The 15,852-nt window shown below is 54.9% G+C and carries 16 protein-coding genes and 1 riboswitch; of the genes, 9 read left to right on the top strand and 7 right to left on the bottom strand.

The window, feature by feature from the left end; genetic code table 11:
* The first annotated feature begins 86 nt into the window (after window positions 1-86).
* Window positions 87-1,310 (top strand): multidrug effflux MFS transporter, encoded by a 1,224-nt coding sequence (locus tag J2X61_RS14255; RefSeq protein WP_310188680.1) that lies wholly within the window; start codon window positions 87-89, stop codon window positions 1,308-1,310.
* 103 nt (window positions 1,311-1,413) lie between these two features.
* Complete coding sequence (locus J2X61_RS14250; protein ID WP_310188482.1) at window positions 1,414-2,262, top strand: hypothetical protein; 849 nt, start codon at window positions 1,414-1,416, stop codon at window positions 2,260-2,262.
* Window positions 2,263-2,349: 87 nt separating this feature from the next.
* On the opposite strand, the gene J2X61_RS14245 is transcribed toward J2X61_RS14250, so the two are convergent.
* Together J2X61_RS14245 and J2X61_RS14240 are read right to left on the bottom strand one after the other, a co-directional pair.
* Complete coding sequence (locus J2X61_RS14245) at window positions 2,350-2,952, bottom strand: DedA family protein (protein ID WP_274467251.1); 603 nt, start codon at window positions 2,950-2,952, stop codon at window positions 2,350-2,352.
* 24 nt (window positions 2,953-2,976) lie between these two features.
* Window positions 2,977-3,918 (bottom strand): DNA-3-methyladenine glycosylase family protein, encoded by a 942-nt coding sequence (locus J2X61_RS14240; protein ID WP_310188480.1) that lies wholly within the window; start codon window positions 3,916-3,918, stop codon window positions 2,977-2,979.
* Between the two features lie 163 nt (window positions 3,919-4,081).
* Between J2X61_RS14240 and J2X61_RS14235 the strand changes: the two genes are divergently transcribed.
* The 3 genes from J2X61_RS14235 to J2X61_RS14225 are packed head-to-tail and all read left to right on the top strand — an operon-like array spanning window position 4,082 to window position 6,033.
* Window positions 4,082-4,624 (top strand): bifunctional transcriptional activator/DNA repair enzyme AdaA, encoded by a 543-nt coding sequence (locus J2X61_RS14235; RefSeq protein ID WP_310188479.1) that lies wholly within the window; start codon window positions 4,082-4,084, stop codon window positions 4,622-4,624.
* A 22-nt stretch (window positions 4,625-4,646) separates the two neighbouring features.
* Complete coding sequence (locus J2X61_RS14230) at window positions 4,647-5,228, top strand: methylated-DNA--[protein]-cysteine S-methyltransferase (RefSeq protein ID WP_310188477.1); 582 nt, start codon at window positions 4,647-4,649, stop codon at window positions 5,226-5,228.
* Window positions 5,212-6,033, top strand: coding sequence for an SPL family radical SAM protein (locus J2X61_RS14225; protein WP_310188678.1), 822 nt, complete (start codon window positions 5,212-5,214; stop codon window positions 6,031-6,033). Before J2X61_RS14230 ends, J2X61_RS14225 begins: the two co-directional genes overlap by 17 nt.
* Window positions 6,034-6,037: 4 nt before the next feature.
* Here J2X61_RS14225 and J2X61_RS14220 read toward each other — a convergent pair whose 3' ends face one another.
* Window positions 6,038-6,973, bottom strand: coding sequence for a helix-turn-helix domain-containing protein (locus J2X61_RS14220; RefSeq protein ID WP_274467246.1), 936 nt, complete (start codon window positions 6,971-6,973; stop codon window positions 6,038-6,040).
* A 206-nt stretch (window positions 6,974-7,179) separates the two neighbouring features.
* Here J2X61_RS14220 and J2X61_RS14215 point away from each other — a divergent pair, with 206 nt between their 5' ends.
* Window positions 7,180-7,917, top strand: a complete 738-nt coding sequence (locus tag J2X61_RS14215) for a ThuA domain-containing protein (protein WP_274467503.1) — start codon at window positions 7,180-7,182, stop codon at window positions 7,915-7,917.
* A 60-nt stretch (window positions 7,918-7,977) separates the two neighbouring features.
* Here the strand turns inward: J2X61_RS14215 and J2X61_RS14210 are convergent, their stop codons facing one another.
* Both J2X61_RS14210 and J2X61_RS14205 read right to left on the bottom strand, forming a co-directional pair.
* Complete coding sequence (locus tag J2X61_RS14210; protein WP_274467245.1) at window positions 7,978-8,481, bottom strand: CBO0543 family protein; 504 nt, start codon at window positions 8,479-8,481, stop codon at window positions 7,978-7,980.
* A gap of 121 nt (window positions 8,482-8,602) precedes the next feature.
* The gene (locus J2X61_RS14205; protein WP_310188475.1) at window positions 8,603-10,051 is read right to left on the bottom strand and encodes an aminotransferase-like domain-containing protein; all 1,449 of its coding nucleotides are present in this window, start codon (window positions 10,049-10,051) and stop codon (window positions 8,603-8,605) included.
* Window positions 10,052-10,176: 125 nt separating this feature from the next.
* Here J2X61_RS14205 and J2X61_RS14200 point away from each other — a divergent pair, with 125 nt between their 5' ends.
* From J2X61_RS14200 to J2X61_RS14190, 3 genes are all read left to right on the top strand, one after another.
* Window positions 10,177-11,103 carry a DMT family transporter gene (locus tag J2X61_RS14200; protein WP_274467243.1) on the top strand — a complete coding sequence of 309 codons (927 nt, stop codon included), beginning with the start codon at window positions 10,177-10,179 and terminating at the stop codon, window positions 11,101-11,103.
* Window positions 11,104-11,204: 101 nt separating this feature from the next.
* Window positions 11,205-11,753 carry a CBO0543 family protein gene (locus J2X61_RS14195; protein ID WP_274467242.1) on the top strand — a complete coding sequence of 183 codons (549 nt, stop codon included), beginning with the start codon at window positions 11,205-11,207 and terminating at the stop codon, window positions 11,751-11,753.
* 103 nt (window positions 11,754-11,856) lie between these two features.
* A riboswitch (FMN riboswitch) is annotated at window positions 11,857-12,004 on the top strand.
* Window positions 12,005-12,128: 124 nt separating this feature from the next.
* Window positions 12,129-13,097 carry a DMT family transporter gene (locus J2X61_RS14190; protein ID WP_274467240.1) on the top strand — a complete coding sequence of 323 codons (969 nt, stop codon included), beginning with the start codon at window positions 12,129-12,131 and terminating at the stop codon, window positions 13,095-13,097.
* 304 nt (window positions 13,098-13,401) lie between these two features.
* On the opposite strand, the gene J2X61_RS14185 is transcribed toward J2X61_RS14190, so the two are convergent.
* Both J2X61_RS14185 and J2X61_RS14180 read right to left on the bottom strand, forming a co-directional pair.
* A complete protein-coding gene (locus tag J2X61_RS14185) occupies window positions 13,402-15,093 on the bottom strand; it encodes a HAMP domain-containing protein (RefSeq protein ID WP_310188468.1) in 1,692 nt (563 codons plus the stop codon).
* Window positions 15,090-15,785 (bottom strand): response regulator transcription factor, encoded by a 696-nt coding sequence (locus J2X61_RS14180; RefSeq protein ID WP_274467238.1) that lies wholly within the window; start codon window positions 15,783-15,785, stop codon window positions 15,090-15,092. Before J2X61_RS14180 ends, J2X61_RS14185 begins: the two co-directional genes overlap by 4 nt.
* Between the last annotated feature and the right edge of the window lie 67 nt (window positions 15,786-15,852).

Here is a 15,852-nt window from a genome sequence, read left to right as displayed (position 1 = left end):
CGCGTTAATCTGCCTAATATCTAGACAAAAATTCACCGCAGTGATAGCTTATATGAACTACACTAAAATGAAAATTTGTGATTCTTATGTCTAATCGAATGGCCTCCCAAGCCGGGCTCGCCAAAGGGCGCAGCGGCCGGTTATGGATGGTGCTCGTGCTCGGAGCGCTCGCGTCCTTCGGGCCGCTCTCGCTGGATATGTACCTGCCGGCGCTGCCGGACCTGGCCGGCGATCTTCACACCAGCACTTCGCTGGCCCAAATGAGCCTCACGGCCTGCATGCTCGGCATGTCCATCGGCCAGCTCATTGCAGGGGCGGCGAGCGATGTGCGGGGAAGAAGGACGCCGCTGCTGATCGGGCTCGTGCTGTACGCGGTCTCGTCCGTGCTCTGCATGTTCGCGCCGTCCATCGGAGTGCTGCTCGGCCTGCGCTTTGTGCAGGGACTCGCAGGTGCGGCCGGCATCGTCATTTCACGGGCGATCGTCCGCGATCTGTATGAGGGGGTAGAGCTGACGAAGTTCTTCGCCCTGCTCATGCTGGTGAACGGGGCTGCACCCATTCTGGCGCCGATAGCCGGGGGGCAGATTCTGCAGTTCACCTCGTGGCGCGGCGTATTTCTCGTCCTCGGCGCCATCGGCCTGCTGATGCTTGCAGCCGCCACATGGGGGCTGCAAGAGACGCATCCGCCGGAGCGCCGCTCCAAGGGCGGACTCGGCAATACGCTCCGCACATTCCGCAGCCTGCTCACTGACCGGCTGTTCATGGGCTACGCACTGACGCAAGGGCTCGTCTTCGCCGGCATGTTCGCTTACATCTCCGGCTCGCCGTTCGTGCTGCAGGACATTTTCGGCGTATCGCCGCAAATGTTCTCCGTCTGCTTCGCCGTCAACGGGCTGGGCGTCATCATCGCCGGGCAGGTGACAGGCCGACTCGCCGGCAAAGTGAGCGACCCCCGTCTGCTCGCCGGAGGGCTGGCCATGGCCGCGTTCGGCGGCCTGCTGCTGCTTATCGCGACGCTGCTGGGCGCGGGGCTGCCGGCTATTCTGATCGCCTTCTTCTTCATCGTATCCAGCGTCGGCCCGGTATCCGTAGCGACGACATCCCTGGCGCTGCAGAAGCAAGGGGAGACGGCAGGCAGCGCCGCCGCATTGCTCGGCCTGCTCTCGTTCATCATCGGGGGCTTGATTGCGCCTGTAGTGGGACTGGGCGGCAGCCATACGGCGGTTCCGCTCGGCATCATCATTGCCTGCATGGAAATCGGGGCTATACTCAGCTTTGTGCTGATGACGAAGGAGAAGAAAGCGGAATAACCGATTTTTTTGCGAAATGGATGAAGCGCTTCAAATTTCCTTCACAATTACCCTTTATACTGAAGGAAAATAGTCCATTTCATGAAAAAGGTGGAGTTCAACGATGAAGCTTATTCCTAAGAAAGTGTTGGTCGGCACGCTCGCAGCTGGATTGCTTATTGGCGGCGGCCTCGCGCTTCAGCATAACCTGGTATTCGCGGACGAAACAAGCGGTACGGCCACACCTGCGCCGCAGAAAGACAAAGGGAAAGAGCGCCAAGATTTCCGCGGTTCCAAAGACTTCCATGGCCACGGCTTCCAAGACCACGGCCGCGGACCGGTCAAGGGCGGATTCGAATTCGGCAACAAAGGCGGCGCAATGGATTTCGCTGCTATCTTGGGCATTGACCCAACTGTGCTGAAAGAGGAGATCAAACAAGGCAAAACGATCGTCCAAATTGCCCAGGAGAAAGCGAATCTGACGGAAGAGGCGCTCTTGACGAAACTAACGGAAGCCGAAACGAAAAAAATTGACGTTGCGCTCAGCAGCGGGAAAATCAAGCAAGAACAAGCGGACAAAATGAAAGCAGGTCTCGCTGACCGCTTGAAGAAAGTCATCGAGATGAAGCCGCAAGTGATGAGCTTCGGCCATTCCGCGCCAGCACCTTACGGCGGCGGATTCTTCGGCAGCTCCAAGGAAATTGCAGAGATTCTAGGCGTTTCCGAAGAAGAATTGAACACGCAGCGCAAAGCCGGCAAGTCGCTTGCCGAGATTGCCCAAGAGGAGGGCATCACCGAAGATCAGCTGATCGCTAAGCTGAAGGACAATTTAACCGACGAGCTCAAAAGCTTCGTCGAACGCAAAGGCGGCGCGCCGCAAGCGAAGCCGGGCCATGAAGGCTTTAAGTTCAAAGGTAAGCCGGGCCAACCGGGTACGCCGGCCCCAGCCCCAACGGCCACGCCATCAACGTAACCGCCCCATCAGTGTAACCGCTCCATATAAAAAGGTTGCCTCTCTCGATCTGACAAGACCAAAGAGGCAACCTTTTTTTTATAACCCTCATATGAACCGTTTCCGCCATTTGAACAAAAGAACCCCCGCCAGCACGGCGCATAAACCGATCATCGCATACATTATGAACTGCTCGACCCATACGAATATGGCATGCCACTGATCTCCGAACACATACCCGATCCCGAAAAAAACGATTACCCATAGGGCTGATCCCGTAAAAGCGTATACCGCAAAAATACGGTACGGAATGCGTATAATGCCTACGAAGTAGAAAATAAACTGCCGGATCCCGGGCAGAAAGAAGCTGAACAGCAGCAGTTTGTTGCCGTATTTCTCGTAATATTTGCGCGTTTTCTCCAGATGGCTTGGCTTCAGAAACAGCAGCTTGCCGAATCGCTCGATGATCGGTGTCCCCAGCTTATATCCGATCCAATACGTGATCGTCATCCCGACGATCGATCCGACCCATGCCGCCGCCATAGCCGGCGCCCATCGGAGCACCCCTTTATAGGCCAAATACCCGGTATAGGTCATGGTCGTGTTTCCCGGCGGGATCGGGAGTGCAATGACGTCCAGCGGCAGTCCGAGCAGCAGAACCAAATACCCGTATTGTGCGAATAACTGTTCGATTAATCCCAGAAATTTCACGGTGATCGTCGCTCCTTCTAAGGGCTAGTATAGAACACGCCATAGGTAAAATGTAGCGTAGGCCTCCCAGCCTTTCCATCCCCCGGCCAGCCGGCGAATCTCCGGCAGGGTCGGTTTGGCCTCCAAGCCCAGCACATGCTTAAGCGCGTTGTGCAGGCCGACGTCCGCAATGGGGAAAGCGGCGGGATTGCGCAGGCAGCGCATGAGCACATAATTGGCCGTCCAAGGGCCGATGCCCCGGATGCTCAGCAGCTCTTGCTCCATAGCTCCATAATCGCCTCGCTCCAGCAGAGCTTCTAAGTTCAAGGTGCCTTCCGCCATCAGGCGGGCGATGCCGATCAAGTACTCGGCTTTCTTCCCCGTGAATTGAAGAGCGGTCAAAGCCTCGGGGGCCAGTCCGGCAATCCGTCCCGGCGCGGGGAACGCCCAGTATGTCCGGTCCTGCCAGGTAAGCGGCGTGCCGTATGCTTCAACAAGACGCCTTTTGAGCGTATAAGCAAAGGTTAGATTGATCTGCTGCCCGATAATGCCCCAGCTCATCGCTTCGAACAAATCGGGGATGCCGAGCAGGCGCAGCCCGTAGAAGTCCTGCGTGACCCGGCTGAGGAGCGGATCGCCGCCCGCCAGCTCGTAGAATGGCGCCAGGTCGGTCTCAAGGTCGAACCACCCCCACACATAGCGGGCTATCGCCTCATGCAGGAGCGGGCTTGAGAGGTCCTCCGGACCGGACAAGATGCGAATGTGCAGCTCCTTATTATCCGGACTGTTGACAGCGATCAGCACGAGGTTATCCCCAACGGGGAGGAGCTTGTAAATATCGGAGTTATCCACATGGAATAGACACTCATTGGTAGAACGGCTTAAGTATCCGAGATTGTGCTCGTAATTGAAAATAGCAGGTAGCGGCAAAGTAAGCGTGCTTGTCTGCTCGCACCATGGCAGTGTTCCTGGCTGATATGACGGCATCGTATATGTCTCCTATTATAGGTGATGGGGGCTTCCCTTCCGCTATTATCGCCGAAAGCGGTTTTCGTAATCTTGCTTTCTCATCTCGCAGCCCTTACAAGAGCGAATTCGTTTGGGTATACTGAGTTTGTAAACATCAAGGTGCGGAAGAGGAGCGGGAGCTATGCAAGAACGATATTGGCAAGCGATTGTATCCAATGATGCGGCTTATGACGGCACATTTTATTATGCGGTTACGACAACGGGCATCTTCTGCAGGCCTTCCTGCAAATCGCGGGTGCCGAAGCGGGAGCATGTGCGTATCTTTGGCAATCGGCAGGCCGCAGCCGCCGAGAACTTCCGTCCATGCAAAAGATGCAGGCCCGACGGCATGCGGCTGCCGGACGAAGAGTGGACGGATCTCATCGCCGGTTATATAGCCGAGTTCTATGCCGAGCCGATTACGCTCGCCGTCTTGGCGGATCATTTCTACGCCAGCATTTATCATTTGCAGAGAACGTTCAAGAGAGTGAAAGGCGTTACGCCGTTAACTTATTTGCAGCAGACGCGAGTGGACGCCGCCAAGCGGCTTCTCCTGGAAACGGAAATGCCGGTGAGTATGGTCGGCGGCCGGGTAGGGATTGGGAACGCGGCGCACTTCGCCACGTTATTTCAGAAGAAAACCGGACTCACCCCAACGGAGTATCGTCAAACGGCTGCTATTTAAACATAACCGAGGAGGTTCCCATATGCAAACGAAAGAAGCCGGACCCGCTTTGAAATCGATCTATTGGGGCAGTGTACGACTGGCGGATAGCGGGTTCGTGATGGCGGCAACGGACGAAGGACTTGTCTATCTGCAATTTCATGAGGGAGCGGCGGAGGAAGGGGCGGTGAGCGAGGAAGCTTGGCGGGATTTATCCACATGGGGACAGCGCCATTTCCCGAATTATCAATGGATCCAAGATCAGGCCATGCTAGCCCCTTACACACAGCAGTTGGAGGAGTATCTGCAGGGGATGCGCGAGACGTTCACGCTGCCGGTCGCGCTGCGCGGGACGGCCTTTCAGCAGGCGGTATGGCGGGAGCTTCACCGCATCCCGCACGGGCGGACGGCCAGTTATACGGAGATCGCCCGGCAGCTCGATAAGGCAAGCGCGGTTCGGGCCGTAGGCACAGCCATTGGCGCCAACCCGGTGCTCATCGTTGTCCCGTGCCACCGTGTCGTCGGGAAGAACGGCGCTTTGACCGGCTATCGCGGAGGTGTGGCGAATAAGGACAGGCTGCTTCGTTTGGAAAAAGGGGGCGTCTATTCTGCAGATCGAGGTTAACCGCAAGACGGCCAAAGGGCTGCTCACGAAAGCAAGCGGCTTCCTAGAGGGTTATACACATACGTTAAATCCGTACACCGGCTGCGCGTTTGCCTGTTCTTATTGTTATGTGCGGCAGATGCCGGTGGCTTTGTTTCGCAGCGAAGCATGGGGCTCGTGGGTCGATGTGAAGGAGAATGCGGCGGCCTTGCTGGCGAAGGAGCTGGCCAAGGCGAAGCGCCGGGGACCTGTGACCATCTTCATGTCCTCGGCGACGGACCCTTATCAGCCCCTGGAGTATCAAGAGCGGCTTACCCGCTCGCTCCTGGAAGCGATGATCGCGGAGCCGCCGGACTTCGTGTTCGTCCAAACCCGCAGCCCGCTGGTGAAGCGGGACGCGGATCTGCTGCAGGCGCTCGGCTGCCGGGTCCGGGTCAGCATGACGGTGGAGACGGACCGCGAGGACATCCGCCGGGCGTTCGCTCCGTCCGCGCCGCCGATCCCGGCGCGGCTGGCGGCGCTGCGCGAGCTGGCCGCACGCGGCATACCCGTGCAGGCCGCGATAGCGCCGGTGCTGCCGAGCTCGGAGCATTTCGCCGAGCGGCTGGTGGGCATCGTCGAGCGGGTGTGCATCGACGATTACTTCATGGGCGACGGCAGCGGAGGCCGCCGCACGGCGCGCATCGGCGTGCGCGCCATCTACGACGCGCTGGGGCTGCCGGACTGGTACGGTCCGGACGCGTTCAAGCGCGTGCACGAACAGCTCCTGCGGCATTTCCCGCAGGAGCGTGTGCTCGTCAGTCAGGAGGGCTTCTTGCCCGGCTGACGGATTAATCCGCTTGCGCGAGCAGGGGCGGCGCCCCTGCCTGGCTGCGCATGCGCTGTTTGAATTCTTTGGGCGAGCATTGATTATGCCGCTTGAACAGCTTGTAGAACTGGGCCATATTCAGAATGCCCACTTCGAAGCTGACATCCATCATGCTGAGGTCGCCTGTCAGAAGGAGACGCTCGGCTTTTTTGATGCGTTTGTAATTGACGTAATCCACGAAGGATATCCCCATCACTTTTTTGAAATACTTTATAAAGTAATGATAGCTCAGATTGAGCAGGGTGCAGACGTCTTCCACGGTAATTCGCTGGCTGAGATGCCGATCGATGTAGTCAAGCGCCGGCCGCAGGCGGGCGATCCCGGACTCGTCGGCATGCGCGGACAGGTTGCGGTTATCGCTGCGCAGCAGGAGCAGGAGCAGATTTTTGACCGCCGCACTGATGGCGAGCTCGTAGCCGATCTTACGTGATTGCGACTCTTCATAAATCTGATTGATCAGCTCATAAGCGGCCTGTTTCACGTCCGTATGGGTACGGAACAGCTCGTTGAACTCCTCCAGCGGATGCGTGAGCTCGGAGAAGCAGTGCAGATAGGGCATCGTACTGAGGTCAAAATGCTGCTTGAGATCGATTTGGAACACGATCTGCCGTAGAGGTCCGGCGGAATATTTGTAGGTCCGGTGCGGTTGGGACGAGCCCAGAACCATGACGTCGCCAGGCGAAAGCACCGTATGCTCATGCTTGGTTTGGATGCCGAGCAGGCCTTCCGTGACGACCAGAAACTCCACCTGCTTGTGCGAATGCCAGCTCCAGGGGCTGGGAGGCCCGAACTGCGAAGAGTCGAAGCTGAGCTCCCAGATTTTCAGGAACAGCAGCGGATTCTGATAGATGACTTCTTCATTAATAATTTCGGTGAAAGAAGTGGTTACAGGTTCCATGGATATGTAGACCTCGCTAGGTAAGGACATTTTTGAATATGTAGAACGTGCATGGAAATAAGATTTATCAACCAAAAGTATAGCATTGTTTAACCGGAAAGGACACTATTGCATAATAACTAAGCACAATCTTGTCTTTCATTCCCGGCAAGGACTGACTATACTCAGAATTAAGAATGAATACGATTTCTTGGAGGGAATAGATGATGAGTCAGAAGCTGAGAGTTACGGTTTGGAATGAGTTTCGTCATGAGAAAGAAAGTGAAATCGTACGCGCTGCCTACCCGGACGGCATTCATACTGCGATCGGCGAAGGAATCAGCGGGGATGTCGCTGTCACTTATGCAACCTTGGATGAGCCTGAGCACGGCCTGACGGAAGAGGTTTTGAATCATACGGACGTTCTGATTTGGTGGGGACATAAAGCGCATGGCGACGTGCAGGACGAAATTGTAGAGCGCGTTCAGAAGCGCGTATGGCAAGGCATGGGGCTTATCGTGCTGCATTCCGGACACTTCTCCAAAGTGTTCAAGAAGCTGATGGGCACATCCTGCGACCTCAAATGGCGTGAAGCGGACGAGAAAGAGCGCATTTGGGTCGTGGCGCCGGGCCATCCGATCGTAGAAGGCATCGGGGAGTATATTGACCTTGAAGCTGAGGAAATGTACGGCGAGCACTTCGATATCCCACAGCCGGATGAGCTGATCATGGTGTCCTGGTTCGAAGGCGGAGAAGTGTTCCGCAGCGGCTGCACGTTTAACCGCGGGAACGGGAAGATCTTCTATTTCCGCCCTGGTCATGAAACCTACCGTACGTACTATAACGAGCAAATTCGCCGCGTGATCTCCAATGCCGTTCATTGGGCTGCTCCTTCTACGCGCGAGTATCCGAAATACGGCAATCACAAACCGCTGGAAGAGATTAAAGCGAAAGTGAAAGCTTAGGTTATGAAATGAAATAAGCTGTTCCGGATGAGGTCTTAGGACCCGACGGGAACAGCTTTTTTATTTGCCTGTAAGAGGGACGCGATAGTAAATGACTAGAAAGACAACGCTTATCAAAGAAACCAGCAAGCCGGCCTTACGCCTCGTATGGAGCAGCCGGATCGTGCCGAACATGGTGAAATAGAAGGCGATTGACCAGTAGATGTTCCATCCATGCTCATAAGCAATGCGGCCAAACGCGTGCCAAATGAATTCAATGGTCGAGAACCCTGCGACCCAGATAAAGTAGTAGATCCTTTTGCTGAGCGCAGCGGCAGGATAGAAATGAAGATAGAGAAGCACGGCGCTCGGCAGCAAAATGAATGTATTTAACAGATCGGCGGTCTTATGACTCAGCAGGAAATCAGGATGAAACGCCCAGATCATATAATCATAGCACAAGAAGTTATATAGCAGATTGCAGAGCGACACAAAAAGCATCACATCATAATACTTCTGCCATTCTTTACGAGCACCTGTCGCAAGTGCCGCAGCCAAAAAGAGTAAATTAGTAATGAGTATCACGCAGAACAAGCCCCTAATAATGAGAGTAGAAAGCTATATGGTTCGTACGGTTAGTGTAACCCCCAGTTGGCAATTCTAATCGACGGCTGGCAGCTATTCTCTTAAGGCCGCGAGTGAGTGTTCAGGGGAGCCGCTCAGCTATATCGATTAACCGCCTAATCCCTTCACGGAGGCGGTTCTCATTCACGAAGGAGTAGCTCAAGCGGATACAGGACGACATCTGCTTAAGAGGATCGCAAATGACGCCGGGAATGAAAGAGACGGACTGCCGCAAGCACTCTTCCAGCAGCTCCTGTACGGGAACCTGCGGCGGGAGCTGCAGCCATAAATTGAAGCCGCCTTTGGGACTCGTCCAGTTCCACCCGGTCCGGCGCAGCTCCTCTTCGGCGATTTCTTTCCGAATCTGCAGAGCGATGCGCAGCTTCTCCAAATGCTGCTGCATGCGATCGGATTGGAAATAATGCAGGAACATCTTCTGGTTGACCAGCGGCGTACCGTTGTCAGCTAACGACTTGGCCGTGATTAGCGGCTTGAGCGCCATGGGTCTGCCCATTACGGCACAGATGCGCAGACCAGGCGCGATATATTTGCTGAAGCTCCGCAAGTAAATAACCCAGCCCTCGGTATCATAAGCGAAGAACGGCTGAGGAGGAGGCTCCTTCAGGTACATCTCGTGAATCGCATCGTCCTCAATCAGCAGGCAGCGATGCCGCTCGGCAAGCTCAACCAGCCGCTTGCGCTGCGGCGCAGGAACGGTATACCCCGTCGGATTATGAAAGGTTGGATTCATATAGAACAGCCGCGGCTTGAACTGCTTCATCAGATGCTCGACCTGATCCAGATCGTAACCGTCCCGCGTGATTTCCACGGGTAGGAGCCGGGCTCCTTGCTGCCTGAAGATATCAAGTGCTGCACTGTACGTGGGCCTCTCTACCAAGACGGGATCCATAGGCCGGAGATAGATCCTTGCAAGCAAATCGATAGCCTGCTGGCCGCCCGTTGTGATGAGCATTTCGTCTGTCGTCAGCTGCAGGCCATGTTGTTTGGCCATATAGCGGCATAGGTACTCACGAAGCTCCTCATCCCCTTGTGCGCCGGAGTAAGTGCCCATCAGTTTGGGATAAATATCGAACACCTGCTTCACATGCTCGGATAGAAACAGATTCGGGAGCAGATTAGGGTCGATCAACGCTTGCGAGAATTGGTAAGAGACAGGAACTTGCTGAATGTCCGAGAGGGCGTTATGCAGAGGGGATGAGATCGGGAGGGGGCTGCTCCCGGAGCCCGGACCGGCATGATCCGCCCATTCCGTTCCTTCCTTCGTTACGTTCGGACTTACATAGTAACCTGACTTTTCTTTCACATAAGCCCTGTTCGATTGCTTTAGCAGCTGATAAGCCCGAAATACAGTCAGCCTGTGTACCTGAAGCTCTTGGGCGAGAACCCGGACGGAAGGGAGCTTGTCATGCGCTCTCCATTCGCCCCGATCGATTCTAGCCGTTATGTGCGCGTATACTTGCTTGAAAAGCAGGTTCTTCTCAGTGGCGGATTGCGTACCAGGCCGTTTCATACGGATTCCTCCCTCCATCTATGTATCTATAACTATAATAACCTAAACCACGGTTAACTGTTCTATAGATTGGCAACTGTTCTGTTCTGTCCCTTGTATGATACTTACCAAGAGGAGGCAGGGCTATGATTATTTTGAACTATTTGCTTGTTTGTTTTATTTTCGGCACGACGTTTCTGGCGATTAAAGTGGGGGTGGATGCATCGGCGCCGCCATTTTTCTCAGCGGGCTTGAGATTTATAGTAGCCGGTTTGATATTATTTGGCTGGATGGTATGGCGGGGGAAAGCCAGGTTCGCTCACCTGTTCCGCCGGGAAATGCTGCTGACGGGAATCGGACTGACCTTCGGTACGTTCTCGACTTTGTATTGGGCGGAGCAGCACGTTGCATCCGGCATTGCTGCGGTATTATCGGCCACGGGGCCGATGATGATTCTCGTGCTGCAAACCTTCGTGCTGCGGCTGAAAGCGACGAGGCTGTCCGTATTCGGCTGTATGCTAGGCTTCGCGGGCATTGTCATTCTGCTGCTTCCGAATGTGGCGATTGCGGCTAATCTCGCTTGGGTGGCGGGATGCGCAGCGATTCTCGTCGGGGAATTGTTCTATTCTTCCGGCGCTCTCTATGCCAAGCGTGTTATTCAGCAATTCCCCGAGGCTTCGCCGATCGCCCTGAACGCTGCCCAGATGATATGGGGTGGAGGCCTGCTCCTCATCCTGTCCTTTTTCACGGAGCCGTTCGACGTCTCAGGCCTGTTGAATGCGAAGGCGGCCGGTTCTCTGCTCTATTTGACCGTCATCGGATCCATGGTCGGCCACAGCTTGTTTTATTGGCTTGTAGCCAAGACGAATCCAGTCTTTCCGGCTACATGGCTGTATGTCTCGCCGCTCATTGCTCTCGCGGTCGGGGTTGTCTTTTATGGGGAAACGATCACATGGCTGACCGCAGCGGGAGTGCTGACGGTGATCGCCGGCACCATTTGTGCCAATTTCGATAGCTTGAGGGCGCTGCTTAGAAAGAACAACCGGGGGAAGCAGGTCGCGAATGCAAGTTAACCACTGTATGATTCATACGAAACAGCCATAAATGGAATACTAAGGTATCAAGCAGATGAGTGAACTTGCAGGAAGTAAAGCTTTATGAATGGAGTTAATCGATGGGTGACGCAGCAGCCTTTTTTCGTTCATCTTTACCTATAGCTATGGCCCTGCTGTGCCTGATTTCGGCGTGGCGTTTCGGGGATTGGAGAAACTGGAGAACCTACTATCCCACTATCTTGTTCGCCGTTAGTGTGGATTTCTTCATTTCTCTGCTCCTTTATAAGCACCAACTTTGGCAGTTTCATAAAACGTCGACTATTCCCAACCATACATTGGCGGATTTCATGATCGCTTTCACGAATCTCCCCTGTATTGTGCTGGTCTATTTAACGCATTATCCTTTGAAGTCGCGGATGTGGAAACAGCTTGTTTATATAGCGGCCTGGTCAATTGCTTTTACCGGCGTCGAAGCGGTGTTCTTCTTTGCGCATTTAATGACTTATCACAACAACTGGAGCTTCGCTTGGTCCATCGTTGTCTGGGTATTCATGTTCCTCGGACTCCGGCTGCATTTCGCGAAACCGCTGTGGGCTTGGTTACTTTGCTTGGTTTGTACGGCGTTCCTGATTGTGTTTTTCCATATTCCGGTTCTGGAGATGAAATAGGCTGCCGCTTTATGGCGGTTCTTGCAGATATGTCTTGCAGAAAGATGTGCAGAAATGTATTGCCAGTTAAACTGTAACATGTTAAGATACACTTCAATAGAAGTTGAACCTTCGGGGCAGGGTGTAATTCCCTACCGGCGGTGAAGATACGTCCGTTGTATCTCAAGCCCGCGACTCCCGGCCTACAGGCTGGGACTGACTTGGTGCGATTCCAAGGCCGACGGTTATAGTCCGGATGGGAGAAGGTGAAAAGCAGCTTGTCAAAAACTTATGTTTTTGGCAGGTCTGTTTGTCGATGCCCCCGCTGAATGCCAGTGGGGGCATCGTCTCTTTTCAGAAGGTTCAATTCAAAAAAATCCTTAGGAGGTTTTTGAATTGGAGAATGCATTCGAGTTGAGAAGTAAAAGCGCGGAGGTCCTGTCTACGCGCAGTCGCGGTATCAGCGGCATCTGGTACGTCGCTCTCGGCGCTACGTTATGGGGGCTTGATCCGCTGTTCCGGATTTTGCTGTTGAAGAGCTTTACCTCTGCGCAGATCGTTTTTGTCGAGCATCTGCTGCTGGCTTTGTACGCAGTGCCGGTACTGGCGAAGTACCGCAAGACACTGGCCGGCAAGCTGACGCTTGCCGTCATCGGCGCCCTGCTCTTTATCTCATGGGGCGGTTCCGCCATCGCTACGATCCTGTTCACGGCGGCTTTCTCGCACGGTAATGCCAATGCCATTTTACTTTTGCAGAAATTACAGCCCTTATTCGCTATCCTATTAGCCCGCGTGCTGCTCAAAGAAACGTTGCCCTCCAAATTTGCTGCCTATATCCTTGTTGCGCTGTTAGGCACTTATCTGTTGACGTTCGGCTTTGCTTCGCCGCAGTTGGGCTTGCATGACCTCGGCACCGTAGCTTGCCTATTCTCCATTCTGGCGGCTGCCCTGTGGGGCGGCTCGACGGTCATGGGGAAATATCTGCTCCATCAAAAGCTGGATTTCCCTGTTGTCACTTCGCTCCGCTTCCTGCTGGCAATCCCGCTGCTGACGGTCGTCCTGCTGTCGAGCGGCAATGCGTGGCATGCTAACGGATCCGGCGGAGCCATGGCGCTGATCGCGGTGAACCTGCTGTTTCAGGCGTTTTTCCCGGGGCTGCTCTCCATGCTGCTCTACTACAAAGGGCTTTCGTCCACGAAGGCGTTCTTCGCCACATTGGCTGAGCTTGCGTTCCCTGCGGTAGGGGTTCTCATGAATTGGCTCGTGTTCGGACAGAAGCTGACGCTTGGCCAGCTCGCGGGATTTATCTTGATTTGGTTCACGCTGTGGGCGATGAGCCGCAACTCCAATAAAGCGAAGGCATAAGAGTTCCTTGCTGAGCGCATGCACAATGTTCCTTTTGTGCGAATGGGAAATAGGAGGCGCTATATGGGCAAATACGGATGCATTCTTATGCCGAGCGGAAATCCAGTATCTTATTAGCCTCGAAAAGCTGCTAGTCCGGTCATTATTGGCAAAATAGAGGATTGTATTTCCCAATGCACTCGCTGCGTGCTTGGTTTCAGACATCATAGCGCACTCTATTTCCTCATCCTACGCATACGACAAAGAAGCTATCCCTACGGTCTGATTATAGACCTTCTGGATAGCTTCTGTTATTATGCCTGCCCTAAGATACTTTCGGCATGGAGGCATCGCTGCCTTTGTCGGGCTCCTCAACCCCCCGCTCAATAAAAAAGGATACGCCGTCACGCTCGTTCGCAGCGCGAACCGTCATGCCGTGATGCTCAACAATTTGCTTCACAATGGCCAGTCCAAGGCCGAACTCACCGTCACCGCCGGAGCGAAACGGCTCGAACAGGCTGTCCGCTACAGCCTGTTCGATAGGCGGACCGTCGTTGCTGAGCCGCAGCAGCGAGAAGCCGTCCGCAGCCGCCGTGCATTCGCCAACTGGATGTGGCGTAAGCACAATCCGTATACAGCTCTTGGCATAGCGCAGCTGATTGTCGAGCATATTCTCGAGTGCGATCTTCCATTGATCGGGATCGCCGGCCAGCGTTACGGGGGAGAGTTCCGTCTGCCACTCGATTTCCGGGCGCCGGTAGCGCAGGCGCTCCATCACATCCTCCACGACCTCCTGCAGCGCAAAGGAACGGAACGGCTTCTCTCTGGCCGTTACATAATTCAGCTTGTTCAACAGCAGCAGGTCGCGAATCCGCTTCTCCAGCCGTTCGCCTTCTTTCATAATGACGCCTACGCTTTCACTCAGGCTGCCTTTGGGGAAAACACCGTCTTGAATCGACTGCGCGTAGCTGCGAATGACCATGACCGGCGTTTTGAGCTCATGCGAGGTGTGCTGCAGGAAAAATTGCTGCGCCCGGTCCTGGCGCACAAGGCGCTGCCGCATCGCCTCGATCGCTTTGGCCAGACGGCCGACTTCATCCTTGCGGTCCGTCTCGATCGGCTCATGCCAGTCGCGCTCGGCCATGCGTCCGACATGCCGCTCCATCTGCACGAGCGGGCGGGTGAAGTAGCGGGCGATGATCAAGCAGGGCAGCCATGAGAGGACGATGAGGCCGACCATCATCAGCATCAGTCTGCCGAACATCGTCATCACCAGATCGTTGCGGTAATTGCCCCAAGCATAGGACACGATGAAGCTGGGCTGGCCTTGGATCAATTCTTTGCGGATGACGTAGAACACGCTTTTGTTATCGATGCTCGTTGAATATTTGGCGACAGGCAGCTTCTGGGCGAAAGCATCCTGCTCCATGGCTTGCAGGAAAGGCTCACTGCTCCCTGCAGCCGTGCTCAAAGTATCTTGAGCACCCGGGGTTCCGATAATCGTAAAATGCCGAATGGCCGGAGCGCTTAATGTCGCCGTAAAGGGTGAAATGACGCGGGCGGCGATTGAGGGAGAATCCAATGCGGCTGCGGGAGCGGGTGCTTCTCCAGATGCGGCCGCTTCGGACATCGGTTGAGGCACGGGCTCAATCTGAGAAGACTCGGTCGCCGTGCTTGCTCCTATGTGGATGCGTCCTCCTTTGATAATCGGAACCGCCTGTACGGCTTCCGTATTCTCCGCCTTAGCGGAGGGTACAACAGGCTTCATATCCGTTACAAGGGAATTTCCTACCTTTGTCATAAGGGTGATGGTGGGGGATGGTGCAGTCAAAGCGGCTGCTTCCATATGGAGCCCGCTCTGCGTATCCAACAAAATATCGTAAAGCTGTTCCGTGAAAAAGTCCTTTAACGTCCAAGGGAGCAGGACGGCCAGCATCGTGAAGATCAACAGCGTCAAGGAGGCAAAAGCGCTCCATAGCTTCATGACCAGCGGCCATTGTCCGAAACGCAGCGTCATAATTTCACCATCCTATACCCGTATCCGTATACAGTTTCCAGACGAAGTTCCGGCAGCTTGCGGCGAAGTCTCCGCACCAAATCGTCCACGACGCGGTCTGTTCCGAAATAGTCGATGCCCCATACGGCTCTAAGCACCTGTTCGCGTTCCAACACCTGCCCGTGATGGCCGGTCAAGTACAGCAGCAGCTCGAACTCCTTGGAGGTGAGCTCGAATTTGCTTCCGTCCTCCCCGGTCACAATGCGCGCCTGCTCATCGATCAGATAGGGGGGCACGTTCAGCTTCGTACGGCGCTCCAGGGAAGCCGGCGCCATGCCGGCGGGATGCCCGGCATACACGCGTTCCAGCAGCTTGCGCGTGCGAATCACAAGCTCCCGGGGCAAGAAGGGCTTGGCTAAGTAATCGTCGCTCCCCATCTCCAGGCCGATAATCCGGTCAATATCGGCATCCCGGGCCGAGATGAAGATGACGGGCTGCGCAGGCTGGTCCGCTTTAATCTCACGCATCAGCTGGTACCCGTCTACGCCGGGAAGCATAATATCGAGGACCCACAAGTCCGGCCGCTCGGTAATGGCGGATCTTGCCGACGTTCCGTCAGCGAACGAACGCACTTGCCACCCCTCTTTCTCCAAATAGGCGCCTAGGACGCCTCTCAAATGTTCTTCGTCTTCGACTAAATAAATGCGGTACATGGGCCGCATTCCTCCTTCGCGATCTGTAAATGGGGAAAGGTGGAGCCGCATGCCTTCATAGGCCAAT

The sequence above is a fragment of the Bacillus sp. 3255 genome (assembly GCF_031456485.1).
GTDB lineage: Bacteria > Bacillota > Bacilli > Paenibacillales > NBRC-103111 > Paenibacillus_E.
This window is presented reverse-complemented; position numbering and strand designations above follow the sequence as displayed.